Genomic DNA, 26,376 nt, shown 5'->3' on the forward strand with positions numbered 1-26,376 from the left:
GGATTTGGCTCAGACCGGAGCGAGAATGGGTGTGTTCGAGAACCGGCGCGGATCCTTCGACACGCTCAGGATGAACGGGGTTCGATTGAACGTGAGCACCGGAAGCGCAGAACGCGCCCGTTCGCAGCCCGGTATCAGTCAAATCCGTAATGGGCTCAGGGCTGGAAGTAGGCATTGATCCTTTCCTCCATATCGATTTGCACCTCGCTCTGGGTACGGGCCTCGATGTCCGAGTAGTATTCGGAGAGATCCATCTTCGAGAAGTCGAGGGCCTGGAACTCTTCTGGCGTGAATCCCCGGCAGTAGGGATACTTGGGCGTGCCCCAGCCAATCTCGTTGAAGGCGATGAGCTGGGGGCGGCCCTGTTCCTGAATGATGCGCCCGAGCCGCGTGTTGAAGCAGCAGTGGCCCCTGGCCTTCTGGACGCAAATGCCCAGGATCTTCGAGGAGCAGTAGGTCCCGACCTCGTGGCACATGTCCGAGCCGCGCAGCATGCCGGTCTCCATGTCTTCCTGGTCGCACCCGGCGAGCAGGACCTCGATCATGAAATTGACGGCAAGGCTGATCGCGATCGAGGTCGGATCGATCCCGACGATAAGCGCGTTCGCGCCTGCGCTGGCGGCTTCGCCTGCCGTGGCGCCGGCCTTGAAGGCGGTATAGGCGGCTTTCATGCCGGTGAAGACGCCCTTGGCGACCGCGATCTTGGTGCCGATCGAGGAAATCGACGAGCCCATGCCGTCCTTGACGATCTTGCCCTTGTCCTTGCAGCAATTCTGGAAGCTGTCGGAAAGTCCCGGAGGACGGCAACGCATGGCGCGCCCGGAAAAGATCTCGATTCCAGCGGTGCAGTTTCCCTCGGCATCGAGCGCGCCATCGGCCGGAACGCCCGGATCGTTCATGGCGGGTTCCTCGGCGATCGGCGTCGCATCGGTATCGAGGCAGGCGTGGGGGGAACAGGCGGGAGTGCTGCCCGAGGCGGGGATTTCGCACGCGAACTGGTCCCCCAGCGGGCAGGCGTAGGATCCATCGGTATCCGCTACACAGTTCACCGCTTCGATCGGGCAGAGCCAGGTTTCGCTGGTGGTTGCAAGGCAGCTGGCGGTTTCGCCGGGCGCGGCGGCATCGCCGTTGCCGTCGAGATCGGCAGCGCAGAGCGCTTCGGCATGGACAGGCGCTGTGACGGCAAAGCTTGCGCCAGCCATGAGTGCAAGGAGAAGGCGGGAGTCTCTCATCGCACAGCACTCGTACAGACCATGTCTGCGCCTGCGAGCCGGACGGTCTGCATCATGACCACGGCCTCGGGAAAATCATCGAGGCAGCCGCAGGCGCTTACAATTTGTTCACCGGGGCCTGCAGGACAGGCATTGGCGCTGTTGCAGACGTGATAGAAGGTGTCGTAGCCGGCGGGATCGTTCTGTTTTGCGCCAACCACACCGGCAGGCGCTGCATCGGTATTGGCGCGCGGCGCGCGCGTCTTGCAGATCGCTTCGCACGTCGGCACCGAGCCCCGCTCCGGCAGGCTGAAGGGTCGCGTCGAGGTCGTGACAGTGCCATCGGACGCGGTTTGGCGATCGGCAAGCAGGGTCTCGGTCGAGTGGTCGATGACGTAAGCGCCGCGGCTAAGATCGGGTTCGGGAAGGGCTGCGCTATCGACTATGCAGCGGTATTGCCGCTTGCGGCTGAAGAAGTCGCGGGCGAATTGGAAGGTGCAGGCGCCGGTCCCGAACAGGCGGGTTTGAGGAAGGGGGCGAAGGCCGGTGCCGACCCCGTTCACGACCGTAGCCACCCCATCGACCGACTCATTGTAGAGACGGCATGTGTCGTCAGCGGCATTGGCGGCGCACAGGTCAATCAGCCGCTCGCTCACATCGCATCCCGTTTTCGCGGTGATCTCGATTTCGATGTAGCCCTGGCGGCCATCGCCGCCGCCGCGCACCCTTGCGGCCACGGTTGTCGAACCGGCCTTGAGAAGCGGTGCAATATCGATATCGAGCGAGACATAAGGATCGCTGTCGCCCTGGCGGCAATCGCCCGATGGAAGGCCATCGGTGAGCCATGGACGTTTGCCGGCCGAGCCAATGATTTGGCCGTTGACGCGGCCCTGGACCCAGTCGTCGGCGCCAAGGCCGACGACGCGGGCCGAGACGATGCGGTCGGGCGCATGGGTATCGATAGTCGCGCTGAAAAGCGGGGGCACATCGCTGCAGTTCCCGTCGCCACCAATACGGTAGCGCCGGCAATCGGTGCCGCAACTCGTGACCGACTGTACCGCGCCCGATATACCCAGCACATCGTCGAAGTTCCAGGAGCGAACCGTGATCTCCCGCTCGATCGTGCATGCACGGGTCACTTCGGCCTTGCCGGAGCCGGCCGCCGAGCCTTGCAGGGCCTGGAACACCGAGTTCGTGGAGCTGAGCGCAAAGGCATCGCCGCCGATCGTGGTGGGGTTCTTGCGGTAGGCGGTTTCAGAGGCCGCATCGCCGCCGGTACAACTGGTCGTTTGTGCGCCGACATAGCCGATCACGGGACCGTTGATCCGCGCCTCGGCGACGCCGACCGCGGGAAACGCGGTGGTGAGCGCGCCCACCATACCGCCGCCAAGGTCCTTGAGGACCGTCGCCAGGTTGCCGAAGACGAGATTGCTGCCGCAGCTGGCATTAACGCAATAGCATCCGGCAAGCTGAGGCATCTGGACCTCGGTGAGCTTCAGGTTCTTCGCCGCATCGATGTCCCAGCGAAAAGCACGGCAATGGGACCAGGTGCCCGGATCGCAGGAGAGCAGGCCATTGGCGCAGATGCCCGAAATCGGGACGGGCAAGTTCGAGCTTGAATCGAAGATGCCGTCCATGTCCGTGTCGCGCGAGATGCGAACGAGGCCGATGTCGCCGGTGGCGGCAGGCTGGATCAGCACTTCGAGCAGCTTCGCGCTTTTCTGGCAGGCGATGGCCGGCGTGAAGCTCTTGCTCCCATCGATCGTCGTCACGGCCTCTCCGCTCATGGCGGGCGTCACGTAAGTATCGAGAAGCACATCGCTGGTCCCGGTCTTTGCCCGCGAGGCGCTGGCCGCGGTTCGGGCGCGCTCTTCCAGGCTCTGGGCCTGGAGGGCCGCAGGCAGCAGCACGATCGTGCTCGCGGCAAGGCGTGGCCAGGGTCTCATTGCCCGCTCTCTCCAGGAGCAGGCCGGACCTCGATGGGGGCATGATGGCCAAGTGTGGCCGGCATGGCCGCGGCGGAGCCCGGGACGGTTGAGAGGGCGGACGTCCCGGGGATCCGCCGGCGGCCATGCCGGCCGGGGGCGGAGCGACCCTGCCCGGGGGCAGGCAAGGCCGCTCCTGTTCCGCGCGCGTCCCGGCAGCCTTCGTGGCTGTGGCGGGCAGACCATTGCGGGACCGGGCCGCGCGCGGAAAGGGGATGAAGGAGGATGCTGGCAGAGGTAGCACTCATGGCGTGCTCACTCCCGCGCAGCAGATGACTTTCTCGAAGAGCATGAACTGGGCGTTGTCCTGCCCCGGGGCATGCTTGCCCGAGGACCACAGCGCGCCCGGACGCCCGACGTTCACGCACTTGCCGCCCTTGACCGGCTCCATGAGCTGATACTTGTAGCGGCTCTTGGTCCAGATGGGCTGGGGGATGAACGAGCAGCCGTCGGCCGAGGAAATGGTAAGCGCGCCAAGCCGCCCCATCAGATAAGTGCCGCGCGCCGCCAATCCCGCCCAGGCCTCGACACTGTCATCGAAGTGGATGTCGCCCGCGACCGGGTAGGTCGCACCCCAGGAGCCCATGCACCAGAAAAGGGGATCGATGACCTTGCCCGCGGCAGCCGCGGCGCTGTCGGCCATGCAGGCAAGGCCGGCTGCGGGATTTCCGAAGAGGATGCCCTCGGGCTGGATGATCGCACCAAGTGTGCCCGATTGCCAGGTCGGCAGGACCTCGGTGATCATCGCTACGTCGAAACCGTCGTCCTCGAGGCAGGGCAGGTCGGTGAACATGTCGAGCATCTTCCAGACCGGCGAGATGTAGTAGTGCATCTGCGCGAACATCTTGCGCGTGTTCGTCCCGTCCGAGATGGAGCTCTGGCTGCCCTGGAGGCGGCCGTGCGTGGGCATCAGATCGGCGGCCAGCGCCATCATGCAGCCTGGCTCGGTCACCACATCGATCATACGGTTCGGGGACCAGAAGCTCACCTTGACCCCGAACCAGAATGTGGCGCCCTTGCGGCAGGCGCACAGCGGCTTGGAGGAAGACTGAGCATCGAGCTCGCGCGAGAGCTTGTCGGTGCTGCCCACGCGCACGCCGCCGATCGTGATGGGGAAGATGCAGTTCCAGCGCACCTTGGTGATCGGGTTGAACACCGTGCCTGCCGGGCAGGACGATGCCTGGGCCGGACTCGCTGCCAGGGCTGAAACGAAAAGCAGGGCTGCTCCAAGGACGTTTCGGATGCGTGAGCGGTTCATGGCTGGGGCCTGCGTTCGCTGGCGGGCGTAGTCGTGGCGTCCTTTCGGGTCTCGCGCCGATCGAGCCGCACTTCGGTGAGTTCGAGCCTTTTGCCCTGCTGGCGCACCACGACCGGCGCGACGGTAAGGCCGAGGCGCTGCTTCACGCGCTCTTCGAGAATAAAGATCGGCCGGCCCGTGCGCTCGGACAGCGTGATCGCGTCCTCATCTTGCGCATCGCCTGCCGCCAGCAGGATGAAATCGGTCAAGCGCGCTGTCTGGAGAGCCCAGGCGAGATCGCGGGGCCGGACGACGACGAGGCGCTGGGGAAGCGTCACATAGTCGAGCGGATTGAAGGTGAAGCCCCTGGGGTAGAGCACCTTGCCGCCTGGCAGGCGGATTTCGGTATCGAGCGTGTAGAAGGGAACCACACTTCGCGTCCGGTTGACGGTGGCGGGCGCCAGCGAGGCGGCTTTCATGGCCGACCATCTGGACCGCGGGCCGAACTTCCCGCGCATGTCGGAAGGAAGCCTGGCAGTGCGGGCCTCGATTTCCGAGAGGGCATCGGGCTCGGCGATGGGCCATGTGCGGCCGATCGTCGAGGTCGCGGCCTTGGCGGTGGCGCCGAGCAGGGCGGAAGCGAGCACCAGTGCGCCGATGGTCGCGGCCTGGAACAGGGCAACCGCGCAGGCGTGATCGTGCTGCGGGGGCAGGGGGCTCATCACCGGTGCCTCCAGCGGCGCAGGCACGCGGAGAGGTGGCATGCGGCACCTGAGAGCACGATGAGCAACATGCCGCTCGCAAAGCAGGCGATGCCGACAAGGAACGCGCCGCGCATGACCAGAGCCGTGGGTTGGCCGAGGGTGAAGCCTGCTGCCAGCACCAGAACTGTCATCATGACGCTTTCGACAAGGATCAGCCGGAAGCGCCAGCGCAGGGCCGCGGCCTCGGCGCGAATGGCAACGCGCGCCTCGATGATCCGCTCGATCTCGGCATCCTTGCTCCAGTCGAGGCTCATCTGGTCGGGGTGGCTGGGGCGCTGTCGCATCATGCTGCCTCCTCGTCCTCGGCGGTGAGAAGGAGCGGCGGGCGGGTGCCGAGGATTTGCGCGGGATCGACCCCTGCAAGTTCGCAGACCGCTTCGAGCGGGGAGCGGCCTCGGCGAATGAGCGCCTCGAAGGCGGCAACTTCGGTTGGCGCCGAGGTGTTGATCCAGTAGCTGAAGGGATCGACGACGAGCCGCGCGATGCCCAGACCCAGGGGGGAGTCTATGAAGACCTCGGAGTAGTTGGGCTTGTTGTTGCGGACCGACTTCAGGAGGTCGAGCACGAAGGGCGAGTAATCGAGGATCTTGTTCTCGACCGCCTTCTCGTACGTCGAGCCCTGGAGCAGAAACCGCGTCGCGGCGTTTTCGAGGATGACCTGGCCGGTGCCGCCGAAGAGCAGGAGGTCGTTCATCGACTGCATGACGATGCCGAAACTACCCTGGTACTTGCGGGCGCGGCGGTAGCCTTGCCCGAAGGCTTCGGCGAGGCGCGAGAGGTCCTGGCCATCGCTGCGGGTCATGAACTGCGCGGCCTCGTCGCACAGCACGAAACGGGGACGGTCGCGGCCCGAGAGGTAGAGTTCCTGGGTGACCGCGTTCACCACCACCATGACCACGACGTTGAAGAGGTCGGGCATATTCTTGAGGCGCTCGAGTTCGAGCACCACGAACTCGTCGCTCGAGATATCGAAGGTCGATGGCCCGTTGAAGTAGTGCCCGTAGGCGCCGTCCGACCCGAAATCCCTCAGGTTAAACGCAAGCTCGCGCGCGACGGGAAGGAGATGCTCGACCTTGTCGAGATCGCTCCGGGTGTGGGCGGGATAACTTCCGAGCCACTCGCGCACCGCATCGATGCCGCGTTCGGCACGGCCAGTATCAATGGTCCACTGGACAGCGGATTTGAGCAGGTTCCATTCCGAGGTGGAAACGCCTTTGCGGGTGGCCGCGTTGGCCATTTCGGCAACGATGGCGACGGCCATGGCGATCGCGGACTGCTTGTCCTCGCCGTCGATCGCGAGTCCCAGATCGAAGGGATTGAGCACGAGGCGTTCCTCGCCAAGGTCGATGTAGCGACCCGAGCACAAGGTGCAGAGCTTGCGGTAGGAGCCGCCGATATCGATGATGCGGATGAGCGCTCCGCTCGCGTAATATTGCTGGCACAGGTTGTTGAGGAGGAAGCTCTTGCCCGCGCCGGACTCGGCCGAGACGATGAAGTTGTAGTTGTTGATGCGTGGATCGAAGAGATCGAGCGTTATGAGCTGGCCCTTGCGGCCGGTGTAGAGGAGGGCCGGGCGCCCGCCCCCGCGAAAATCGGTCTGGATCGGGCTCATCAGGACGGCGGCCTTTACCGGCATGCGAAAGTCCCGCTCGAGCATGCGCAGCGTCTTGCCGTCGGGGTAGAGCCCGAACGGCAGGCTCATCGGCAGCAGGATCGGATTGAGGTAGCTTTCCTCCTGCATCATGAAGGGGAGCGGCTCGGCTTCCCACAGGCGCCGCGCGCGCGCGGCCATTTCTCGCGCTTGCCCTCGTGTTTCGCCGAAGACCCAGACCGAGGGGATGACGCGCACGAAGCGGCTGCTCCCGGCCTCGTCGAGCACCCAGCTGATTTCCTCGATCTGTTTGCCGACCTCGACCGCGAAGGAGCCCGCGGCCTTCTGGGCCGAGAGGATCTGTGCGCGCTTGTGAATCTCGAACGCGCTGTGATCGAAGAGCACGTTCAGGGTGTAGAGGAACGGCCCGCCGATCTGGTCGCTGTCCTCGGCAGACCCGCGGATGCCGCCGGTCAGCCGGCTTGCGCGTTCGGCGGTGATGCGCCGGGCGGGCGCTTTGGGCGTGAGGCACCGCGCGACCTGGCCGCCGAGGAAGACTTCGGGGCCCTCGAAGAGCAGGTCGGGCCCGGCATCGATGATCTGCTTGCGCAAGGGGCGCGGGGCGGTGCCATCGCTGGTGCCATTGACGAAATTGCCCGGAGCCGCGGTGAAGAGCCCGTTGAAGACGCGCCGGTAGAAGGCCATCAGGGCTTCTGGCGGCATCGGTGCGATCCCGAGGCGTGCGAGTTGCTCCTCGATCTGGCGCCTTGGATCGCGCCCCAATGGCTTCCTCGTCTTGACCGCGAGGAAAGTGCGGAAGTTCCGCACCGGGATACCGTGCAGCGCGCCAAGCCCATGGCGTCCGTCGCGCAGGTAATCATAAGTGCGCCGCGCGGAAGCCTGGATCAGCGGATCGTCGCGGGTCTTGAGATCGAGGAAGGCATCGAGCGCATCATCAACCAACGGATCGGCAAAGCTGATGATCTGCAGCACGGTGCCCGGCTCGAAGTGGATATTGAGAAGGCCCAGCAGCGCCGAATGAACATGGGCGAACATGTAGGCACTAGGCGTCAGTTCCCAGGCGTAACCCCAGCCATCGTCGATCGTGAGGAACGCGCCTTCCTCCTCGGCCCAGGCGACGAGCGGCAAGTGATCGGAGTAGGAATCGCGCGAAACCTGCCGGCGCAGCGCCGCGAAGCTGAGATCGCCGATCTTGTCCCTGTCATTGTTGGCGTGGGCGCTCATCTTCCAGTCTCCGATGCTGGCATAGGTTCAGCAAGCCCCGTGCCGCCGGGGGTGATGTCATCGACGGGCTTTTCGCGGATCTGTCTCAGCACCGGCAGCTGCGCGGCAGGGGATACGGGCTTTACGAGATAGCCGCCCACCACCCAGGTCGGGCGCTCCAGGATCGAATAGACGTAGCGGGGCATGAACAGCCGGTCGGGCCGCTGCCGGTCGGCATAGGGCAGGATCAGAGTGCGCACGGTCTCGCCGGATTTGAGCATGGGCGTTACCGGGGCCTCGATCAGGCCCTGGAGTTCGCGATAAACGCTGTCACGGTAGCCCGCGAAGGCGCCCGCTGCGTCGCGGGCACTTCCGCGCAGCTTGCGGGCAGCCTTGCCGCTATCGCGCAGCAGCTTCCTGTCGTTGGTCACGGCCGGATTCGAGCGCGCCTTTCGGTCCGCGCGGGCGTCCTCGTAGGCGTCCTCGGGATGGATGCACTGGCCGTGATCGGGGTTCTTGCAGGAGAACTTTTCCGGGTAGGGCGACATGATCGAGCCGAGCGAGGCGCAGCCGGAAAGCGAGGCTGAAAGAGCCATCAGAACAGGTGCGATCAGGCGCGTGGTTCGCGGCTTGGAATATTCAGGAAGCAGGACCATGGGGGCTTCTCCGGATGTTGAGCTGCGGTGCAATGAGGGAAAGCAGGGCATCAAAATTGCGATCCCGCGCCGGGCTTGATCTCGAGGGCAACGCCCTCCTGGATGACGACGACCACGTCCTTGGCAGCGCCAACCTCGACGATTGGCCCTGCCTGGCGGGCAAGATCGAGGTAGAAGTCGGTGAGCTTGTCCGAGGACTTGGAAAGCCCGCCTGCGATCCCGGTCTTTGCGGCATCGGCGGCGTCGAGCGAGCGCACCGTGCCGAGCGCCGAGGTCGAGGTCTCTCCGAAGGTATTCTCGACGCTCTGGCTGATCCCGCTGATGGTGCCGGCTATGAAACTGCGGGCAAGGGCGGCCCCGGCCCGCGTCACCACGCGGCCCGAGAGGCCCTTCTTGCCATCGGCATCGACGAAGAAGCCCTTGACCGGTTGATCGACGACGGAATGTTCATCGAAGTCGACGCACGAGAGGCTCACCAGCTGGACCTCGACCCGCTCCTTGGCGAGGCTGCCGGTGGCATTGCCGATGACGAAGCACCCGGAAAGGTTGGCCTTGACGTCATTGGGCAGGACGGCCGGCGCTTGGACCCGGGCGATGATCGGCTCCGGGTTCGAGGTTGCATCGCGGCTTGCCAGGGCATCAACGCCCGTCAGGAGCCGCGCCTTCATGAAACCAGGCGGTAAATAGATCGTCCGATTCTTTTTTTTCGAGTCCGCGGCCGAGTCCTCGGCGCCCTTGGGGATCACCGGGCTCGTCGCAGAACCGATCGCGCCAACCACCTTCTCGACAGGCGGTGCAGGCGGGGCTGAGGGCGGCAGCGGCGGCATTGCTGTGATGGTGTCGGGAATGCCTTCGGGCGGGGGCGGAAAGGAGGGTATGTCTCCGTCCAGTGCCGGTGGCAGATCGCCCAGGTCTTCGCCGAGCGGCGGGACACCGGCCTGGCCCGGCGCCTTGCCTTCCTCGATCGCGGCGAGCCGGTCGCCCAGCAGCTTCTGGTCGTCGAGCACTTTCTTGAAATCGCCGCGCAGTTTCTCCTCAAGGCTGTCGCCGCGAAGGCCCGCGCCCATGTTGAGGGTCGATGCTTCGGGCTTGTCGGTCTCGGGTTCATCGCCCGCGCTGCTGGCGGTATAGAGCGCGTAGCCAAGCAGCCCGACGGCGCCGAGAAGTGTTGCCTGCTTGACGCGAAGGCGCGTGCCCGATCCGAGCGTGTCCCAGCGCGCGCGCAGCACATCGACAAGCGAGGGTTGCATCAGGTTCGTGTCGGGGCGCATGTCCTTGTCGGCTTCCCTGCCCTCGGGCTTACCTTCAGGCCCGCTTTGCGCTGGACGCGTGTTCCCCGGGCGGCGCATGTCATCGGTCATTGCCCCTCTCCCCTGCGGATGACGACAAGGCGCGCGGTCTCGCCGGCCTTGAGGGCAAGCCGGTCGAGCGTGACCGCGAAGATGTTCACTCCAAGGCTCCGGTCGAGGAAGCTGCGCTCGTCGAGCGTCACGCTTGCCGCCGGGCTCACTAGGTATTCCGATGCCGAAAGCCCGGCGCCTTCGATCGCTACGCGTCTGCGTTCGGTCAGTGCAGTGCCGGGAAGGTCGGGTAGCGCGATCGTGCCCGAGGCAGGCGCTACTTCGGCGAAGCTTGCAGGCAGCCGGTCCTGCAGCATGGCAAGGCTGATAGAAACCGCGCGTTCTTCCTCGACCAGGGGGGCCAGGAGATCGGCGTTGGCCTTTGCGCGCTGGGGGCGCCCCGGGGCCAGGGTCACGGTTTGCGCCGGAATGTCCGAAGGTTCGGCATAGAGCGTGTAGATCGCGCCATTGCACGAGACGAAGAATTCCGAAGGGGTGGACACATAGCTGCGCGTGACGGCGCCCAGTTCATCGATTTCCTTCACCAGGAACTTGATCCAGGCGTCCGATCCGGCCTTTTCAACCGCGATCGCCTTCTCCGCGGAAAAGCGCACGTCCTCGATCTCGCCGCCCTCGCAGACTACATGGTTGATGTCGTGGTTGGAGAGGTGGATGGTGCTCGTCTGGCCAGGCAGGACCATGATCGCCTGGGCCTGCGCTGTGACCGGAGAGGCGAGCAGGGCCGCGGTAAACAGCGCTGCGCCGCTGGCGCGCTTCGCGGAGCGCCTAATGGGTTTCAGCATCGAACTTTTCCTCGGAAAGGCGGGTGAGCCAGAAGCGGCCGTTGTCGATCGCGTAACCGATCCGGAAATTGCCGCGGAACTTGCGGATGACACCGCCGATGATGCGCACCTTCTCGACCGGCACGACGATCTCGGTCTTGTCCCAGGTCACGGGTTGGTCGGTGCGAATGTAGGTCGCGATCGATAGCGTCGGATTGTTCGCGAGCTCGTCGAGAATGGCGTTGAGACTGTCGCGAAGGCCATTGTAGGCGCTCGGGTGCGCGAGGCTCAGGAGTTCCTGGAACTGGCGGTCGGCGCTGTAGGCTGAATAGGTCCCGGCAAGACTCACCACGTTGCGGGTCATCGTGCGCAGGTACCCCGGGGAGGGCGTATTGCCGGTGACGTAAAGATCGCCGCCCGATCCGAAAGGCACGATCACCGTGCGCTGGTTCTGGTTGGTGGTGTAGAGCAGCATGCCCAGAACTGCGGTCACCCCCAGCGTTCCGAGAATCGCGAATTTGAGGAGCCGGTTTTCCTCGAAGAGGTTGGCCGAGCCCTGCAGGTAGCGGTGGATGCCGAAGCTTGCCGGTTTGCCGGCGAGCGGATCCTGGCCCGCATCCTTGTCCTTGCTGAACAATGCCATCACTGGTCTCACTCGAAAAAGCGGGTCTGGGTCGGACCCGGGTAGTGACGAAAGCGTACGAGGCCCCAGCGCCAGGCGAGATGGGAGAGGAACCCGCGCGGCCGGGCCCGCTTCCAGGGGATGAAAAGGAGAAGGGCGCCGATGAGCGTCCATCCGACGATCCCGCTGACGATGGCGGCGACGAAGATCGTCGACATGACCAGGATGAACTCGTCCGAGCCGAACCATAGGATCTGGACCGGGCCGTGCAGATACTGGGGCAGACGTTCGTCCAATGCCCTTCTCCTCCTGCTTCATGACACCTGTCGCCAGGCGCCATTGTCCAAAGGCCGGGGATCGGCCTTCAGCCTGGGGCGCGGTGCGCGCCCAATCCAGAACACCGGAAGGCCCGAACCACGGGGAAAGTCCGGGCGCGGCGCGCACCGCATGTCAGATCACCATTCCAAAGGTCTGGAGGATGGTGTCCGACTTGATCAGGCAGACCGCGGCAACGATGGTCGGGATGCCGACCATGACGTTGGAAAAGAGCCGCGAGACGCCGAAGAGGAAGGCGGCGACGCCGCCGACAAAGCCGAGCGGGCCCTTGACGCCCTTGTTCACGACGATGTCGTAGATGTCGTAGCCAAGATCGCCTGTGGCAGGAGCCGTGAAGGCGTGGGCGCCGGTGCTGAAAAGCACCATGAGGGCGAGGGGGACGCCAAGATTGGCGAGCATGTTGGGGACGGCGACGGCATTGCGCCTGAGTTTTGGGATCATTGTTTGTGCTCCATCAGATGGGAGCCGCCCGGGCATGAGCCTTTCGGCATCGATGGAATATCGCTGCCTGCCGGCGCTCGCGGTGGGCGGCTCCATGAGCGCCGCGCGTGCCGGCATTCCGGTCCGCCGCGCCGCGGCATCCACGGCCGGGCAGCTGGCGTCCGCCAAATGGGGAGAGGCATGTTCAGCGCGCAGCATTGGCGCTGGCCTTTTCCGTGTCCTGCCGGCCTTCGAGAAACGCCTCGAGTTCGGCCTGCTGGAAGCCCGGGATGAGCTTGCCGCCTGCGATGAGCGTTGGCGTTCCGCCAATGCCCATGGCCTTGACGAGCCCGGCATCGTCGGCGACGCGCGCCTTCCCTTCCGGGCAGGTCAGAAGAGTGCCTGGGGCCGCACCGGCGTAGATCGCATGGAAGGCGGCGGCCTGGTCTTTTGAGCACAGGATATGCTCGGCCTTGGCTGCGGAACCGGGGTGAATCTGGCTCACGAAATAAATGAGCCGCCGTACAGGTTTGCCTTCGGCGGCCTTGGCTGCCCAAAACCTGTCCAGAGCACGGCAATAAGGGCAATCGGGGTCGGTGAACTCGATCACGGTGGGGGCATTGTCCGGCCCGATGGCGAGCGCCTTCTGGGGATCTATGAGATCGAAACGCTTCCTGGCGCTGGCCTGCTGGGCAAGCGCGGTCACATTGAGGCCGTTCTTGTCGTAGACGGTCCCGAAGACGATGTGGCCGCTGGCCGGGGCATAGTAGATCACCCGTCCGCCCGCGAAGGCCTGGTAGATCGCGCCCTTGATCGGCGCGGGGCCGAAGTCCTCGAACGCGAGGTTGGTGAAGGTCTGGTGGAGCTGGCGCTGCGCGGCTTCGGCTGCCTGGCTCAGTATCTGGGCATCATTGCCGGTCGCTGCCGGTTCTGCTTGTGCCAGGGTGGGCGCGGCCGTGCTCATCAGGCTCAGGGCAGCCATCGTGCTTACGGCCAGCGTGCTCATTGCCGATCGGATCAGGCAGGCGGCCTTGAAGGGAAGGGGCATGGTGCGTGCTCCTGAATAAGGAGGGTGTGGGCGAGTTCAGAAGAGCGGGATCGAGGCGGATCGTGCTGCCGAGCGGAACCAGCGGTGGCGGCGCATCGGCGCTGCCATCAGCTTCAATCCGCTCTATCGTGAAACCGTCCGATGTGGCGACGATGCGATAATGCGGAAGAACGGGAGGGGGCTGATCGGGGGGAGCACTCCCGGCACAACCGGCGAGCGTGAGCACGACGATCGCGGTGATGGTCGACAGGTGCTTGGAAGTGAACATCTCTCACATGGCCTCCTTTTCCGGTAAGATGCTGCGCAAGCAGCTGATCTCCGGTTCCTGGATCGGGCTCGGGCAGAAAGCTTCGGGCGTTATCGGATGGTGATTGCCGTCACCCCTCGTCGGGATGGCTTGAGGTGAACCGATGATGCGGATCCCGGCAACGGGCAGGGCACTGACGTGCCTGTTTCGGCATCTGCGTGCCGATTGCGGCACGGACGTGCCGGAAATACCTGCCAAATTGGCAGGAAACTTGGGTCGCAGGCCGTCCTATCAATGGCCCACGGTGCGAATCACTCGGAGCAGGTCGCATGGCTGCGCGTTCATCGAGAACCTACAAATTGAGGCTGTCGGACAGAGGGATCGATCTTTTCCTGGATTGTCACAGCCGCCTCGCCCATCTCCTTCGCGAGTTCCCGCCCTATGGCGCAACACTCCATGTCGCGGTCATGCTGCTCGATCGCATGGAGCCTTGCGACCTCGCTGGCGAAGTGGCCGACCCGCGATGTGACCGGCTTGCCGGCAGTCATGTGCGTTTCGTGGGATCATCGTCGCAGCTGGCCGATATCACCCAAAGGCTGATGGGGCGTATCGATGCCTCGGATGAGCCAACCTCGGTCACGGCTATCGGGCGGTTCTATCTTGCCGGGCTATTGGTCTTTGAAAGCAGCGAAGATCACCGCCTTCTCGAGGCGTACCGCAGGACAAGGGACGCGTAGGATATGTCAGGAAGCACCTTGGCGACCTGTGGAGATGAAACATGAGCGCATATGCAAGCATCAAGCAGGGCTTCAACGAAGCCCTGGTGTTCGCTGAAGGACATGCTTCGGACGCCGTTGTCCGTCAGGTTGAAGTTCAGGGCGCCGATGTCGCTCTGATCCGGGCAAGGACAGGCCTGTCGCAAGGGGCGTTTGCGCGCTGTATCGGCGTCACCAAACGAACTTTGCTGAATTGGGAACAAGGCTGCCGCCGTCCTACAGGGCCGGCCCAGGTGCTGCTGGCCTTGATCGCCAAACGCCCCTCGCTTGTCGGCGAACTCCTGCGCTAAACGGGCTATCGCTTTCAAAAATTTCATCAATATTTTTGCAATTCTACCAAATTGGGAACGATGGATGATTGATTTAAGGCGTAATTAACACCAGCCTTGGCGCTGTCGGATTGTGTATCGGAAGGCTTTGAGCGGCTGTCAGGGGATCCCGGACGTGGCCAATCAAAAGCATCACCGCACAAATGAAGAAGATATTCTGGACGAGATCAAATTGATCTCCGGAAAGTGTATCGAGGGACGGCGCAGGATGGAACGAATTACGCAGGCCCAACTGGCGGCCGAAGCAGGTATTGGCATACGCTGGCTGCGCGAAATTGAAGCCGGCAGTCCCAAGCCGTCGATCGAGGACCACCTTCGCTGCGCCGCCCGCCTCGGCCTCCCTGCTGGCTACTTCTTCCTGCCCATGATGTTCCTGCAGAACCGGCGGTCTTTCCCGGCTGACCTGCTCCATGGCGACATGAACCGGCTCCAGGAGCACTGCATCGAATACATCATCGAGGATTACTACCTGGGAGCGGTCATTCGCAAGGGCCGCCGCGCGAGCGTCCCGTTGGATGATGCTTCTCCGCGTGGCATTGAGTGACGCGGCGCGATGTCACCTGAAGCTGTCGCTGCCGAGCGGGTCTACCGGGGGCTCAAGCGGGTCATTCTCGAGGGGCAGTTCGCGCCCGGCACCATGCTTGTCGTTACCACCATTGCCCGGGAATTCGGGACCAGCATTGCTCCGGTCCGCGACAGCATGCAGCGGCTCGTGGGCGAGCGCCTGCTCGATCTGCACATCGGCGGGGGCTTTCAGATGCCGCGCCTCACTGCGGGCGGGCTCGCTCACCTTTATTCATGGCACCAAGATCTGATCAAACTTGCGCTCAAATTCCGACGATCCGGCACTTCGTCGAGCGACTATCAGCCAGCTTTTCCATCGATCAGTGACGACGACACACATGCACTTGCCGAAGCGACGGCAGAACTGTTTCTTCACATTGCCAGCTATTCGGGAAATCCCGAGCATGTCGAAGCCGTTCGCTCCGTTGGTCAGCGGCTTCACGCGACTCGCATTCGCGAAGCGAGGCTCTCCAACCGGCTTCGTGAACTCGAACGGATATGGGAACTGGCCGGTTCAGGCCCGCTACGTGACGCACAGGAAGCGATCCGCCGCTACCATCGCCGGCGATTGCGGCAAGTTTCGAGGCTCATTCCTTCCGAGGATTAGGACTGAAATCCACGCCAGGATGGTAGAAAACCCGGTACTCCATAGAGATTTCTTCCCAATTCACATGGAAATGAATGAGTATTTCAGCTTATAAGAACTCAAATTGGAAACTTATAAAATCGAAGTTTCGCGCAACATCGCGATATCCTTCATGTCGTCGCAAATCTCTGCGACGACATGAAGGAGGTAATCATGACCGTGATTGACGAACATCGCGATGACGAGCTGATCGATCTCGGCGCTGTCAGCGCCGCGACCAAGGGCGCCGTCCAGGGCGAGGCCGACCTCGAAGGTCAGCCGCGCCAGATCTTCGGCGCCATCTCCGACGACTGAGCAAACCGGCGCGCTCCGGCTCTTGCCGGGGCGCGTCACTGCCAAGGCGCCGCGACCATGTTCTTCTCCTTGCGCGACAACCTCCATCACTGCACGGCGAGTGGACGCACGATCGTGCTCGACATCGAGGCCGACCGGTATCTCGCGCTGCCGCCTGGCATGGATGAGGCTTTCCGCCGCGCGGCAGGCGGTGAACCCTGCAGTCCGGATGAGGTCCGCGTTCTGCAACCGCTGCTGGCCCGGGGCATGCTCATCGAGCAGGCGCACGCCTCTCCCACTGATGGGTCATCTCGAATTGTCCCGGCGTCCCGAGATGTCATTTCGAGCGCAGGTGAGCACCCTGGTCCATCCATGCTCGCGCGGGTCGCCGTTGCCCAATGCATTGTCGCATGGCGGATCCGGTTTCGTGGGCTGTCAGCGATCATACGGGATATGGAAAGTCGTAAGCTTGCTGCCGGAGCAGGCGGTGCCGAACGGCATGACCATGAATATGCCGGGATAAATGCGGCCTTCGAGGCGCTCGGCCTGGTCTTCCGGCGTTCGGACCGGTGCCTCGTCCGCTCGCTGGCCTTTATCTGGATCTGCCTGCGCCGCGGCCTTGCCCCCAGCCTTGTATTCGGCGTGCAGGCCAGCCCGTTTTCCGCGCATTGCTGGGTGCAGCAAGGCGATGTTGTTCTCAACGACACCATCGAGAATGTCCGCCCCTTCACGCCGATCATGGCTGTGTGATGGCGCTACGCTACATTCTCTTCCATTCGCCGGACGCAGATGAACGCGAAGATGCGGCTCGCCGGGTCGGGCAGCTCTGCGGTCTCACCATTGTCCCGGTGCCGGGCGCGTTTTCGCTGCTGGTGAGCGATGAAAGCGATGTTCTGCCCATTCCCGGTAGCGGCGCGGTAATCGGCACGATCTTTCATCGCCATGGTCCTCCTGAAGCCATTCGCGACTTTGATCAGCGCGCTGCCGACGCCATCCGAAAAACAGGCGGCGCCCACCTTATCGAGAGGTATTGGGGCGGTTATCTTGCGGCGTTCGAGATGCCCGGCGGCGCGTGCGTCCTGCGAGCGCCCATGGGCGCACTGCCATGCTTCCGATTGCGGCAAGGCGGCCTGCACGTCTTCGCCTCCGATCCAGGTATCCTGGTGAAGGCGGGGCTTCTGGCGCCCAGGATCGACTGGGACGCATTGCAGCGCCAACTTTTCATGCGCGACTTGCCATCGCACCGGACGGCCATCGTCGGGCTGAGCGAGATGCTTCCAGGTACACGCGCCATTCTTGCCGAGGGCGGCGAGGGTGTCAGCCAATGCTGGTCGCCATGGGATTATGCCGCGACGCTCGATGTCATGGAGCCCGAGGACAGTGCGGAGCGATTGGCGCGCGCGCTGCAGCAGTGCATATCGGCATGGGGCTCACGCTACGCGAACATTCTTCTCAGCGTTTCTGGCGGCCTCGATTCGTCAATCGTTGCCACGACGCTGGCAGACCGGGGCCGTCCCCTCTCGTGCCTGACCCTTGCGACCAGCGATCCGAGCGGTGATGAGCGTAGCTATGCCCGGATCATTGCCGCGCATTGCCACGCCAATCTCCATGAGTGCGGCTATGCTCTCGATGCCATCGATCTTGATCGTTCGGTGGTAGCCCATCTTCCCCGTCCTTGCGGAAGGACGCACGAGCTGGCTTTTCGCGCCGTGGTGACCGCCAAAGCGGCAGAGCTCGACGCAGATGCCTATTTTACCGGGAATGGCGGCGACAATGTTTTCTACAACAGCGCCTCGGCGCGGCCGATCGCCGATCGCTATCTGGCCGAAGGCATGGGGCCAGGGCTCGTCCGTACGCTGCGCGACGTCTGCGCGGTCACCGGCGCTAGCGCCTGGCAGGCGATGTGCGAGGCTCGCCGGGTTCTGAAGCGAAGGCGGAGGGGCTATGTCTGGCGAACCGATCCCTTGTTCCTGAACCGCGATATCGTTGCACATGAAAGCCGCCAACCTGCTGAACACCCATGGCTCGAAGCTCCAGACGAGGCCTTTCCGGGAAAGGCAGGCCACGTGGCTATGTTGCTGCGCATGCAGCAGCATCTCGACGGCTACGACCGAGGTCTGCCATTCACGCTGGTCAATCCGCTCGTCTCGCAGCCGATCGTCGAAACCTGCCTTGCCATTCCGACCTGGGCGATGTGCAATGGGGGCATCAATCGTGCTGTCGCCCGAGCGGCTTACGCATCACGGCTTCCACCCCAAATTCTCGAGCGGCGTTCAAAGGCCGGACCTGACAGCTTCATCGTGGAATTGCTCACGAGCCGGATGGGCGAGATCCGCGAAAGGTTGCTCGAAGGCCGCCTCGCCTCACAGGGATTGCTCGATCTCGACGCGCTGGCAACCTGCCTCAGCGAGAGCAGGTTGCACACGGCATCCGACTACATGCGGATCATGGCCCTGCTCGATACCGAAGCCTGGATCGGACATTGGTCGTGACCATTCGCGCCATACGGCCGACCTCGAAACCTGTTGTCACGGTGTTGATGACGACGAGTGTGGACCGCCGTCGGCGTCCGCTTTCCGGGCGCGCTTCGCCAGCCGATCCCGTAACGCCTGCCAACGCGTAGTTTCGGCGGGAGGCGCATCGGGCGCAGAGCCTTTGAACCAGAAGTCGAACCAGGCGAGATTGCGCCGGTAGACCGCTAGGCGATGGGCCGGTTGCCATTTGACGTGATCTTCATGGGGATAGACGTAGAGGTCTATCGGCGCGTTCACTTCGGCAAGCGCCGTATAGGTCTCCAGCGCGGGCAGAAGCTCGTTGTCCGAAAGCTGCATGAGTACTGGAAACGCAACGCGCCGGGGTTGCTGGGCCCATGAGATTTCGTTCCAGAATTGCGGTGCGTTCTCCGACTGGTGCGGCCAGCCTGTTTGCACGTACTGGCGCGCGACGGCCGGGCCGAGCACGGCCATCTGCGAGCGTTCCCAGCAGCAGCTGCTCATGGCGGCGAGCGCGAAATACTTGCTGTGAAGGCCCGCGAACTGCACCGTGGAAGCTCCGTCGCTGAGACCCGTGATGCCGACCCGTGCAGGGTCGACGATGCCGCGATCGATCAGCGTCTGGGCGGCCGTCTCGATCGCCGACAGGACATTCTTCCGGTCCTTGAAACCCACAAGATCCGCCTTGTCGAGATCGGTATAGCTTGTCGCATCAGGGACAGCGACAGGCGAGCGTGGCCGCTGGATGCTCAGGACCGCATAGCCCCGATTGGCAAAGGCCTGGATGGGATACTCATCGCCCGTCCCGCCCCGCAGGAAGCCGCGCGAGATGTATTGCACGACAATAAGCGGATAGCGCTGGCCGGGCTTGTAGCCGGCCGGATAGACCAGATCACCGAAGCTCTCGGTGCCGTAGGCGGTCTTCCATGTAAGCCGCTCGACCTGTCCAAGCCGCAACTTGCCGAATTCCGGGTTAGGGTCGAACAGCACTTCGTTCTCTCCGGAACCAAACCGAAGGAGGCTGATATTCCTTGGCGCGCTTGAGCCTTCTTCGACGCAGACCATGGCATCATGCAAGGGTGCGCAGTCGACCAGCAAACCGGGCGTGACGTAAAGGCGTTTGACGGTTCGCGCGCCCGGTTTCCATTCGTAGATGGCCGTCAGGCTGTCGGCCCAGCCTTCCAGATGCGTGAAGCGGACCCGCTGGCCATCGGCAGACCAGCCCAGCAAGGTCGTGACAGATCGGCATGCTTGTGCCTCGCAACTGATGGGCGATCCGGTGAGGCTTTCTGCCACCAGTTGCGGGCGGGGTGGAAATCGCTCCGATAGTGTCGGCTTCGTCCAGGCTCGTCTGCCTGATGGCGAGACCGCAACGGCAATCGCGCCCGGCGGGCCACGTGGTTTGTCATCCTGCAGCAGAGCCGCTTCTGCCTCAGTTGCTGCGCGAACCTTCCCGCTGGCCAAATCGAGCGCGAAGGTCTCGACCGGGATCGGGGGCGAGGGGAACGGCCTCCTTGAGGCGTTGGGCGCGAAGCGGTCATCGAAATGAAAGCCGGAAAGGCCCTCCTGATCGATCTGGCCCCACGCCGCCTGTAGCGCGGGACTGGCCGAATAGACGATCGTCCGGCCGTCCCCGGCGATCCGGAAATCGACTATATCGGTATCGGAATGGGTGACGGGAGCACTGTGGCTCCCGTCGATGCGTGTCCGCCATATTTGTATGGTGGTTCCCGTGCGTTTCAGGAACGCGATGGCCTTGTTGTCGGGAAACCACCTCGGCGTGATCACTTTTGCGAAGCCCGAGGGGAAATCTGCCTTTCCTGGTAGCGCAGGGAAGCGCCAGCGAATGATGTCGTGATGTTGATCGACGAGCACGGCCTGTGCGCCGGGGCGTGCCTCCATCACGGCCATGCCCTGACAATAGCTATTGTTCTGCGGGGCAGCCCGGTGAATCTCGAATGCCAGCCATTTTCCATCCGGCGACACCGAAACTATCGGCTGCCGCATATCCGGGATGGAGCCGATATCGCGCAGTTGTAAAAGGTCGAGCGGTGTCAGGGCCCGATGCGGTCCATCCTTGTCCAGCTTGCCGGGAACGAGGGAGTGGCAGTCTTCGGGGGCTGCCGAAGCCGGTTTCGCGCAGAGAAAGCCAGCAAGCACCAGTGCCGCTGTCGCCGCTTGGGCAAGGATGACCCGCATGATGCTTACCAGGCCTTGGACAGGCCGAGGCTGACGCTTCGGCCTATGACGGGGTAATTGGTGGCATCGTAAGTCGGTGCGGCCGCGGACGAATTGCGGATCGTGGCGGGCATCTCGTTGAAGATGTTGAGCAGCGAAAGCGTGACCTCGATGCCGGAGAGAAATCCTGCGGTTTCCGAAGTCCGCACCTGCGCGACGGCATCGACGCTGGTGTAGGAGCCGACGCGAACGTAGGGCTGGTAGCGATCATCGAGTGTCCCGCCGATATAGGTGATACTCGGGCTCAGCGTGAAATTGCCGCGCTGCCAGGTCGCACTGCCCCGCGCGCGCCAGTGCGGGGGATCGAAGATCGTGCCGGCACGCTGGATCGTTGGTTGACCTTCGCTCAGTTTCTGGTTGCTCTTGAGGTAGCTGACAGCGGCATTGAACCCCAACTGGTCCCCTCGCGCGAACGTCAGCTGATAGTCGGCCGAGGCATCGACGCCCTCCAGTGTCTGGCTTGCCGCATTCTGCAGACTGTTGTCGACGATCGCGCCGACATTGGCGGGGTCGAAGGCCTGTCCGGTCTGATTGACGAGCCCGAGCGGTAACTCGGCAATGACCGCATTAACCTGTTCTGCCGTCGGATTGTAGACGATCAGCCGGTCGTAGATGTCGTTCCCGAAGACCTGCGAGGACGAGGTCGCAGGTTGAACGACCCGGTCCTTGTAGCGGGTATGAAAGTAGCTGACCTCCAGGCGAAGGCCTTCGGCGAATGCGGGCGTAGCGGTTACCGTAGCGGTCCAGGTTGTCGCCTTTTCCGGCTTCAGGTCCGGGCTCACGCCGCCGAGCAGGAGGACAGGCTGACCGCCCGGCGCTGCCGGTACGAAGTAGCTTGCATTGAGGAGATTGCCTTCCGGGACCTTGTTGATCTGCGCCAGCGTCGGGGCCTTGAAGGACTTGCCCCAGGTGCCCTTGATCGCCAAACCGCTGACCGGTTCATAGACAACCCCGAACTTGGGCGTCGTCGTGCCGCCAAAGCGCTCGTAATCCTCGTAGCGCGCCGCGCCCGTCAGCCGAAAGCGATGAACCAGCGGGACGTTGTTGTCAGGGCCAACCAGCGGAAGCGAGAGCTCGCCATAGCCGAACCACACGTCCTGCCCGCTCGTGTAATCGACAAGCGTGCTGGTAGCACCGCCGCGCGTCGAGCGGATGTTGGCGTCGAGGCTGACAGATCGCCACCCGCCGCCCAAGGCGAGGCGTGCCTTTCCGCCCGGCAGTTGCAGAAGGCCGCCTTCCGCGCTCGCTTCCAGCGTATCCAGGGTATTGTCATAGAAGATCCGGTTGCGGGAGAACTCCGCACCGCCCAGGTTCGTGACGGTCGCCGCATCGGAATCGCTGCTGCCATGGACGTAGCCCAATGTGGCAAGCCAGCCACCCGGCAAAGCCGCCTTGAGACGCGGGGCGATGGACCAGGATTTTACATCCCGCTGCGCCGCCGTGCCATTTACGGTGAAGTCGCCTGTGGCGAGGAACGCCAGTGCCGTCTTCGAGCTACGTTTGCTGAACTGGCCATCGATCTCGAAACTGAAAATGTCATTGAGCTGCTGATGTCCGGCAAGTACGGCGCTCTTTTGATTGAGTGAGGGATAAAGAGTGGTCGAACCGTCGAGCGCCGAGGTGATCGAACGTTGCCCGGCCGTCACGTCCGTGGAACGGCTGAAGTCGCCTGCCACCATGAAGCCGCCACCGTCCCAGCGGCTTCCCGTCACGAGATTGTACTGCTGCTGGACATCGCCGCCTTCGGTTGCGGCGCCCAGGCGGGCGGATATCTTGCCGCCCTCGTAATCCTGGCGAAGGATGACATTGGCGACGCCTCCGACGGCATCCGAACCATAGAGCGCCGAGGAACCGTCGGCGACGATTTCCACCCGGTCGATCGCCACGAGCGGGATGGCGGAGATATCGACGCCCTGTACGACGGAATCGTAAGCCGCGCGGTGACCGTCGATGAGCGTCAGCGTCGCGTCGGCGCCAAGGCCCCTGAGGTTCAGGGTCGAGGAGGAGTTGAAGTTTTCCGATCCCTCCTGGACACTGCCGATGACGCCGGGGTTCTGTCCGCCCGCATAGTTCTGCGGAACGCTGCGCGCGTAGGCGCCAAGGTCGGTGATGCCGCGCCGCTCGATCTCATCACGGCTGCTGGCAACCACCGGCGAGGTCGGCACCGCGCCGCGAATGCGCGACCCGGTGACCGTGATTTCTGGCCCCATGGCAGTTGGTTCGCTTGCAGACTGCGGCGAAGGGGAATTCTCCCGGATGAACACGGTGCGTCCGGAAACTTGCGCGGTAAGGCCAGTGCCCTTGAGGAGCAGCGCGATGGCTTCTGCCGCGCTGTAGTGCCCCTTGAGGGCCGGTGCGCGTTTGCCGCTCAGGGCCTCGGACGTTGCTGCCAGTTCGAGGCCGGCAATGCGCGTGACGGCATGAAGCGAGAATTTGAGTTCTTGCGCCGGGAGATCGAAATCACGCCGGGTGTCCTCCTGCGCCTGTGCGACCGAGCAGATCGCCGTGCTGGAAAGTATGGCCGCGACTAGTAGCCGGCTCTTGTTGTCCATGTCCTTGCCCCTGTGGAGCCCGCGCTGTGTGCGGGCATCAGGGCTAGACGGCGAAGGGTCGAAACCGGTGCGCGAAAAAATACAAAAAATTCATCGCGGCCGCAGGACGAGCTTGCCCGGTTGGCTTTTATCGACTGTCAGGTCGAGCAATACGGCGAGCTTACGCGCGACAGCATCGGCATCGCGGATGTCGAGATCGACGAACATCTCCTTCTGCAGAAGCCTGGGTTCCGACACTGAAATCCTGGTGCTGGAATAGGTGTTGGTCTGGGCAATGATATCGCCGAGCGGCATGTCTTCGAAACTCATCGTCCCTGACAGCCACCGGCCGTCGTTAGCCAGAGCAGCCTGCGGAACCGGCATGACGGCCTGCTGGCGCGATGCAAATTCCAGCTTCTGGCCAGGAACGAGCCTGACAGGGGTATCCCCGTTCGCGGATGAATTGTGCGCCATGGCGACTGCGACCGAACCGCGCATCAGGTGAACGCGAACCGTGCCGCGCACTTCGACGTCGAACACGGTCCCTGTCGCCGTGACGCTTCCGCCGGGTGTCTGCACCACAAAAGGCCGCGAGGTATCATGCGCGACTTCGAAGCGGACGCGGCCGCGGGATAATTCGATCATGCGCCGGTCCGCCGAAAAGCGGATGGCAATGGCACTGTCCCTGTCGAGCGTGACGACCGATCCGTCGGGGAGCCGGGTCCGGCGAATGTCATTGGCATGGGAAGACCAGGATTGGGCGACTATGGGAGCGCCGGAAATGATGGCGTCGCCGGGACTTTGCTGATCGCGCAGCACCAGGAACGCGGCCGAACTGGCCGCCAGGACAGAAGCGAGGACCGCGATCGCCCATACGAAGCCAGAATTGCTGAAAGGCCTTCCCGTTGCGGCTCTCGCGTCTGCGGGGCGCAAATCGAGTTGGGCTGCACTCCATGTGGCGAGGCGCATTTCCCGGGCAACGCGGTTGTACACGATGAGGTGTTCGGGGCTGCGCATGATCCAGCGTTCAAGGCCCGCCCGGTGCCGCTCGGGATCGTCGGCCATCTTCATCGCCCACTTATAGGCCTGGCGTTCGATCCGGCGCATGGGTTGGAAGCGTCCTTCTGCTTTGGCGAGGTTCACCGGTGCCTCCGGTTCTGATCGAGATGAGCAATGGCCTGCAGCATGTCGCGCTTTACGGTAAAGACAGTTAGGCCCAGGCGTGCAGCGATCTCCTTGTAGGTATATCCCTCGACACGGCTGAGCAGGAAGACCTTCAGCACTCGCGGTTTGAGTTGGCGCAGGACTTGCTCGTAATGGACAAGCTCCTCGCGCGCTTCAAGTTGCTGGTGCTGATCGAACTCGACCGGCCGGTCCAATCCTTCGACCAGGGGGACTGAAATCTGCGCAAGGCGGGTCGTTCCGTGCTGGGCCCGGTCGATGAGCAGATTGCTGGCGATCCGGCGCAGATAGGCCTGAGGCGTTGCCATGTTCGTCGAAGGGGCTGCGCGCAGGAAGCGGGTGATGGCTTCCTGCGCAAGATCGTCCGCCTCGTCCGGGCTAGCGAACCTTGCCTGCCTGCGAAAGAAGCGGATCAGCCTCGGGCGCTCCGAGCAAAGCAGGTCGGTCAGTTGCCGTTCCCGCTCGGCCGGGCTTGTGGCGTCGGTAAGTGGACCGCCGGGTTCGACGTCACCGGACGCTTCTTCCAGAGCGGCGGACTTACGCGATAACAGGTGCGGGGAGCGCATGGGCAACACAGCCTGCGCCGGCCAAATACGAAGCGTTCCCGGCAAGCGGGGCATTCGAAGCTAAGGTGTGCCGTGAGCTGAAGCGCTCCAGCCGGCCGGCCATTGCGGACGGGCGTGATGATGCCTGGCAGGATTATCCTGAAGACGGACGCCAGCATTTCCGTCTCATCACCGGAATATGGAACAAACCAAGGACTCCGGCAAGCCCTGGCCTGAGTGAGGGAAGGAAGGGGGGATTAAATTGTTGCAAGAAGGCGAAATTATTGTGTGCTGTCACATGCAATTGGCGCTGGGCAATCTTGCGGTGTTGCGTTTAGGGTGACGGTCCATGCGTACGGGAATTGATCATCTGCCTCCGGCCAAGCAGCGCGAACTGGAGCGCGTCGTCGCCGTTGTCTTCGAGGAATTTCGTGAGGCGACCGAGTATGCGACCGGTCCGCGCTCGCGTGCGCAGATCCTGAAAATCGTCCTCTTCGGCTCATACAGCCGCGGCGACTGGGTCGATGCACCGCTCTCGGCCAACCAGTACAAGAGCGACTACGACATCCTCATCATCGTCAGCCAGAAGGAGCTGGCCGATCGGGCCAAGTACTGGGCCAAATGCGAGGAGCGGCTGATCCGCGAGTACATGATCGAGAAGACCCTGCGCACGCCGGTGAACTTCATTGTTCACTCGCTTCAGGAGGTGAACGACGGTCTGGCCCACGGCCGCATCTTTTTCCTGGAGATGGCGAAGGAAGGCATCGCGCTTTACGAATCCGATGAGCGCGAACTCCATCAGCCCAAGCCCAAGACGCCCAAGGAGGCGTTGGTTATGGCGAGAGAGTACTTTGAGGAGTGGATGCCAAATGCGGCGAGTTTCCTCAAAGGCTTTCGCTTTTACATGTCGGAAAATGATTGGAAGCGGGCTGCCTTTCTGCTGCATCAAGCGACGGAAAATCTTTACGCTTGTCTGCTGCTTTCCGTGCAGAACTACACGCCGTACAATCACAACCTCGCGTTTCTGCGCACCCAGGCCGAGCGCCTTGATGGAAGGATGGTCGGCATCTGGCCTGAAGGCTCGCGCCGCGAGCGGGCGATGTTCCAGAAATTAAAGGAGGCCTACACCAAGGCCCGCTATTCCAAACACTACCGGATCAGCGAAGAGGAACTGACCTGGCTCGGCGAGCGCGTCGAGGAACTGGGCCGGGTGGTCCACCTGATCTGCAGCGACAAGATCGCCGAACTGGAAAAGGCGGCTGCGCCGGTCTGAACGGTGTTGCGGCTTGCACCAATGTCCATGAACGATTAGATTTTAATCAAACTGATTGAAGGCT

26 protein-coding genes are annotated in these 26,376 nt (G+C 63.3%); 9 read left to right on the forward strand and 17 right to left on the reverse strand.

Annotation, left to right across the window (positions count from 1 at the left end):
- Positions 1 to 155: 155 nt before the first annotated feature.
- The 13 genes from traN to PP1Y_RS14220 all read right to left on the reverse strand — a co-directional run bounded on the left by traN (position 156) and on the right by PP1Y_RS14220 (position 13,132).
- Complete coding sequence (gene traN, locus PP1Y_RS14160) at positions 156 to 1,232, reverse strand: conjugal transfer protein TraN (RefSeq protein ID WP_041558862.1); 1,077 nt, start codon at positions 1,230 to 1,232, stop codon at positions 156 to 158.
- Positions 1,229 to 3,157, reverse strand: a complete 1,929-nt coding sequence (locus tag PP1Y_RS14165; protein WP_013832863.1) for a hypothetical protein — start codon at positions 3,155 to 3,157, stop codon at positions 1,229 to 1,231. Before PP1Y_RS14165 ends, traN begins: the two co-directional genes overlap by 4 nt.
- Before the next feature lie 283 nt (positions 3,158 to 3,440).
- A complete protein-coding gene (locus tag PP1Y_RS14170) occupies positions 3,441 to 4,454 on the reverse strand; it encodes a TraU family protein (RefSeq protein ID WP_013832864.1) in 1,014 nt (337 codons plus the stop codon).
- Positions 4,451 to 5,155 carry a conjugal transfer protein TraW gene (locus PP1Y_RS14175; RefSeq protein WP_013832865.1) on the reverse strand — a complete coding sequence of 235 codons (705 nt, stop codon included), beginning with the start codon at positions 5,153 to 5,155 and terminating at the stop codon, positions 4,451 to 4,453. The genes PP1Y_RS14170 and PP1Y_RS14175 overlap by 4 nt, the downstream gene beginning before the upstream one ends.
- A complete protein-coding gene (locus tag PP1Y_RS14180; RefSeq protein ID WP_041558863.1) occupies positions 5,155 to 5,484 on the reverse strand; it encodes a hypothetical protein in 330 nt (109 codons plus the stop codon). Before PP1Y_RS14180 ends, PP1Y_RS14175 begins: the two co-directional genes overlap by 1 nt.
- Entirely contained in the window at positions 5,481 to 8,033 is a 2,553-nt protein-coding gene (locus PP1Y_RS14185; RefSeq protein ID WP_013832866.1) for a TraC family protein, read from the reverse strand. The genes PP1Y_RS14180 and PP1Y_RS14185 overlap by 4 nt, the downstream gene beginning before the upstream one ends.
- Entirely contained in the window at positions 8,030 to 8,668 is a 639-nt protein-coding gene (locus PP1Y_RS14190; RefSeq protein WP_013832867.1) for a TraV family lipoprotein, read from the reverse strand. The genes PP1Y_RS14185 and PP1Y_RS14190 overlap by 4 nt, the downstream gene beginning before the upstream one ends.
- 50 nt (positions 8,669 to 8,718) lie before the next feature.
- Complete coding sequence (locus PP1Y_RS14195; protein ID WP_041558864.1) at positions 8,719 to 10,029, reverse strand: TraB/VirB10 family protein; 1,311 nt, start codon at positions 10,027 to 10,029, stop codon at positions 8,719 to 8,721.
- The gene (locus tag PP1Y_RS14200; RefSeq protein WP_013832869.1) at positions 10,026 to 10,811 is read right to left on the reverse strand and encodes a type-F conjugative transfer system secretin TraK; all 786 of its coding nucleotides are present in this window, start codon (positions 10,809 to 10,811) and stop codon (positions 10,026 to 10,028) included. The genes PP1Y_RS14195 and PP1Y_RS14200 overlap by 4 nt, the downstream gene beginning before the upstream one ends.
- Positions 10,795 to 11,433 carry a TraE/TraK family type IV conjugative transfer system protein gene (locus PP1Y_RS14205; protein ID WP_013832870.1) on the reverse strand — a complete coding sequence of 213 codons (639 nt, stop codon included), beginning with the start codon at positions 11,431 to 11,433 and terminating at the stop codon, positions 10,795 to 10,797. The genes PP1Y_RS14200 and PP1Y_RS14205 overlap by 17 nt, the downstream gene beginning before the upstream one ends.
- An 8-nt stretch (positions 11,434 to 11,441) precedes the next feature.
- Positions 11,442 to 11,708 carry a type IV conjugative transfer system protein TraL gene (locus tag PP1Y_RS14210; protein WP_041558865.1) on the reverse strand — a complete coding sequence of 89 codons (267 nt, stop codon included), beginning with the start codon at positions 11,706 to 11,708 and terminating at the stop codon, positions 11,442 to 11,444.
- Between the two features lie 154 nt (positions 11,709 to 11,862).
- Entirely contained in the window at positions 11,863 to 12,189 is a 327-nt protein-coding gene (locus PP1Y_RS14215; protein ID WP_013832871.1) for a hypothetical protein, read from the reverse strand.
- Between the two features lie 184 nt (positions 12,190 to 12,373).
- Positions 12,374 to 13,132, reverse strand: a complete 759-nt coding sequence (locus PP1Y_RS14220) for a DsbC family protein (protein WP_013832872.1) — start codon at positions 13,130 to 13,132, stop codon at positions 12,374 to 12,376.
- A gap of 302 nt (positions 13,133 to 13,434) precedes the next feature.
- On the opposite strand from PP1Y_RS14220, the gene PP1Y_RS26025 reads away from it, so the two are divergent.
- From PP1Y_RS26025 to PP1Y_RS14255, 8 genes are all read left to right on the forward strand, one after another.
- Entirely contained in the window at positions 13,435 to 13,587 is a 153-nt protein-coding gene (locus PP1Y_RS26025; protein ID WP_158511855.1) for a hypothetical protein, read from the forward strand.
- 205 nt (positions 13,588 to 13,792) lie between these two features.
- Entirely contained in the window at positions 13,793 to 14,200 is a 408-nt protein-coding gene (locus PP1Y_RS25780; RefSeq protein ID WP_041558866.1) for a hypothetical protein, read from the forward strand.
- Between the two features lie 41 nt (positions 14,201 to 14,241).
- A complete protein-coding gene (locus tag PP1Y_RS14230) occupies positions 14,242 to 14,529 on the forward strand; it encodes a DNA-binding transcriptional regulator (protein ID WP_013832874.1) in 288 nt (95 codons plus the stop codon).
- 154 nt (positions 14,530 to 14,683) lie between these two features.
- The gene (locus tag PP1Y_RS14235) at positions 14,684 to 15,112 is read left to right on the forward strand and encodes a helix-turn-helix domain-containing protein (protein ID WP_041558867.1); all 429 of its coding nucleotides are present in this window, start codon (positions 14,684 to 14,686) and stop codon (positions 15,110 to 15,112) included.
- Positions 15,113 to 15,121: 9 nt separating this feature from the next.
- Positions 15,122 to 15,739, forward strand: a complete 618-nt coding sequence (locus PP1Y_RS14240; RefSeq protein ID WP_013832876.1) for a GntR family transcriptional regulator — start codon at positions 15,122 to 15,124, stop codon at positions 15,737 to 15,739.
- 192 nt (positions 15,740 to 15,931) lie between these two features.
- A complete protein-coding gene (locus PP1Y_RS25785; RefSeq protein WP_198409106.1) occupies positions 15,932 to 16,072 on the forward strand; it encodes a benenodin family lasso peptide in 141 nt (46 codons plus the stop codon).
- A 114-nt stretch (positions 16,073 to 16,186) separates the two neighbouring features.
- The gene (locus PP1Y_RS25380; RefSeq protein WP_158511856.1) at positions 16,187 to 16,801 is read left to right on the forward strand and encodes a lasso peptide biosynthesis B2 protein; all 615 of its coding nucleotides are present in this window, start codon (positions 16,187 to 16,189) and stop codon (positions 16,799 to 16,801) included.
- Positions 16,801 to 18,543 carry an asparagine synthetase B family protein gene (locus PP1Y_RS14255; RefSeq protein WP_013832878.1) on the forward strand — a complete coding sequence of 581 codons (1,743 nt, stop codon included), beginning with the start codon at positions 16,801 to 16,803 and terminating at the stop codon, positions 18,541 to 18,543. The genes PP1Y_RS25380 and PP1Y_RS14255 overlap by 1 nt, the downstream gene beginning before the upstream one ends.
- A gap of 36 nt (positions 18,544 to 18,579) precedes the next feature.
- On the opposite strand, the gene PP1Y_RS14260 is transcribed toward PP1Y_RS14255, so the two are convergent.
- From PP1Y_RS14260 to PP1Y_RS14275, 4 genes are all read right to left on the reverse strand, one after another.
- Entirely contained in the window at positions 18,580 to 20,742 is a 2,163-nt protein-coding gene (locus tag PP1Y_RS14260; protein ID WP_013832879.1) for an Atxe2 family lasso peptide isopeptidase, read from the reverse strand.
- 5 nt (positions 20,743 to 20,747) lie between these two features.
- A complete protein-coding gene (locus PP1Y_RS14265; protein ID WP_013832880.1) occupies positions 20,748 to 23,333 on the reverse strand; it encodes a TonB-dependent receptor in 2,586 nt (861 codons plus the stop codon).
- Positions 23,334 to 23,423: 90 nt separating this feature from the next.
- A complete protein-coding gene (locus tag PP1Y_RS14270; protein WP_041558869.1) occupies positions 23,424 to 24,455 on the reverse strand; it encodes a FecR family protein in 1,032 nt (343 codons plus the stop codon).
- Positions 24,452 to 25,060 (reverse strand): RNA polymerase sigma factor, encoded by a 609-nt coding sequence (locus tag PP1Y_RS14275; RefSeq protein WP_013832882.1) that lies wholly within the window; start codon positions 25,058 to 25,060, stop codon positions 24,452 to 24,454. Before PP1Y_RS14275 ends, PP1Y_RS14270 begins: the two co-directional genes overlap by 4 nt.
- A gap of 328 nt (positions 25,061 to 25,388) precedes the next feature.
- Between PP1Y_RS14275 and PP1Y_RS14280 the strand changes: the two genes are divergently transcribed.
- Entirely contained in the window at positions 25,389 to 26,312 is a 924-nt protein-coding gene (locus tag PP1Y_RS14280; RefSeq protein WP_013832883.1) for a HEPN domain-containing protein, read from the forward strand.
- Positions 26,313 to 26,376 lie beyond the last annotated feature (64 nt).

This window comes from Novosphingobium sp. PP1Y, from assembly GCF_000253255.1.
GTDB lineage: Bacteria > Pseudomonadota > Alphaproteobacteria > Sphingomonadales > Sphingomonadaceae > Novosphingobium.

What these genes read in the sequence shown, in the direction of transcription:
- traN (WP_041558862.1), bottom strand. Translation starts at nt 1,232, where the DNA reads ATGAGAGACTCCCGCCTTCTCCTTGCACTCATGGCTGGCGCAAGCTTT.
- PP1Y_RS14165 (WP_013832863.1), bottom strand. Translation starts at nt 3,157, where the DNA reads ATGAGACCCTGGCCACGCCTTGCCGCGAGCACGATCGTGCTGCTGCCT.
- PP1Y_RS14170 (WP_013832864.1), bottom strand. Translation starts at nt 4,454, where the DNA reads ATGAACCGCTCACGCATCCGAAACGTCCTTGGAGCAGCCCTGCTTTTC.
- PP1Y_RS14175 (WP_013832865.1), bottom strand. Translation starts at nt 5,155, where the DNA reads ATGAGCCCCCTGCCCCCGCAGCACGATCACGCCTGCGCGGTTGCCCTG.
- PP1Y_RS14180 (WP_041558863.1), bottom strand. Translation starts at nt 5,484, where the DNA reads ATGATGCGACAGCGCCCCAGCCACCCCGACCAGATGAGCCTCGACTGG.
- PP1Y_RS14185 (WP_013832866.1), bottom strand. Translation starts at nt 8,033, where the DNA reads ATGAGCGCCCACGCCAACAATGACAGGGACAAGATCGGCGATCTCAGC.
- PP1Y_RS14190 (WP_013832867.1), bottom strand. Translation starts at nt 8,668, where the DNA reads ATGGTCCTGCTTCCTGAATATTCCAAGCCGCGAACCACGCGCCTGATC.
- PP1Y_RS14195 (WP_041558864.1), bottom strand. Translation starts at nt 10,029, where the DNA reads ATGACCGATGACATGCGCCGCCCGGGGAACACGCGTCCAGCGCAAAGC.
- PP1Y_RS14200 (WP_013832869.1), bottom strand. Translation starts at nt 10,811, where the DNA reads ATGCTGAAACCCATTAGGCGCTCCGCGAAGCGCGCCAGCGGCGCAGCG.
- PP1Y_RS14205 (WP_013832870.1), bottom strand. Translation starts at nt 11,433, where the DNA reads ATGGCATTGTTCAGCAAGGACAAGGATGCGGGCCAGGATCCGCTCGCC.
- PP1Y_RS14215 (WP_013832871.1), bottom strand. Translation starts at nt 12,189, where the DNA reads ATGATCCCAAAACTCAGGCGCAATGCCGTCGCCGTCCCCAACATGCTC.
- PP1Y_RS14220 (WP_013832872.1), bottom strand. Translation starts at nt 13,132, where the DNA reads ATGAGCACGGCCGCGCCCACCCTGGCACAAGCAGAACCGGCAGCGACC.
- PP1Y_RS25780 (WP_041558866.1), top strand. Translation starts at nt 13,793, where the DNA reads ATGGCTGCGCGTTCATCGAGAACCTACAAATTGAGGCTGTCGGACAGA.
- PP1Y_RS14230 (WP_013832874.1), top strand. Translation starts at nt 14,242, where the DNA reads ATGAGCGCATATGCAAGCATCAAGCAGGGCTTCAACGAAGCCCTGGTG.
- PP1Y_RS14240 (WP_013832876.1), top strand. Translation starts at nt 15,122, where the DNA reads ATGTCACCTGAAGCTGTCGCTGCCGAGCGGGTCTACCGGGGGCTCAAG.
- PP1Y_RS25785 (WP_198409106.1), top strand. Translation starts at nt 15,932, where the DNA reads ATGACCGTGATTGACGAACATCGCGATGACGAGCTGATCGATCTCGGC.
- PP1Y_RS14255 (WP_013832878.1), top strand. Translation starts at nt 16,801, where the DNA reads ATGGCGCTACGCTACATTCTCTTCCATTCGCCGGACGCAGATGAACGC.
- PP1Y_RS14260 (WP_013832879.1), bottom strand. Translation starts at nt 20,742, where the DNA reads ATGCGGGTCATCCTTGCCCAAGCGGCGACAGCGGCACTGGTGCTTGCT.
- PP1Y_RS14265 (WP_013832880.1), bottom strand. Translation starts at nt 23,333, where the DNA reads ATGGACAACAAGAGCCGGCTACTAGTCGCGGCCATACTTTCCAGCACG.
- PP1Y_RS14275 (WP_013832882.1), bottom strand. Translation starts at nt 25,060, where the DNA reads ATGCGCTCCCCGCACCTGTTATCGCGTAAGTCCGCCGCTCTGGAAGAA.
- PP1Y_RS14280 (WP_013832883.1), top strand. Translation starts at nt 25,389, where the DNA reads ATGCGTACGGGAATTGATCATCTGCCTCCGGCCAAGCAGCGCGAACTG.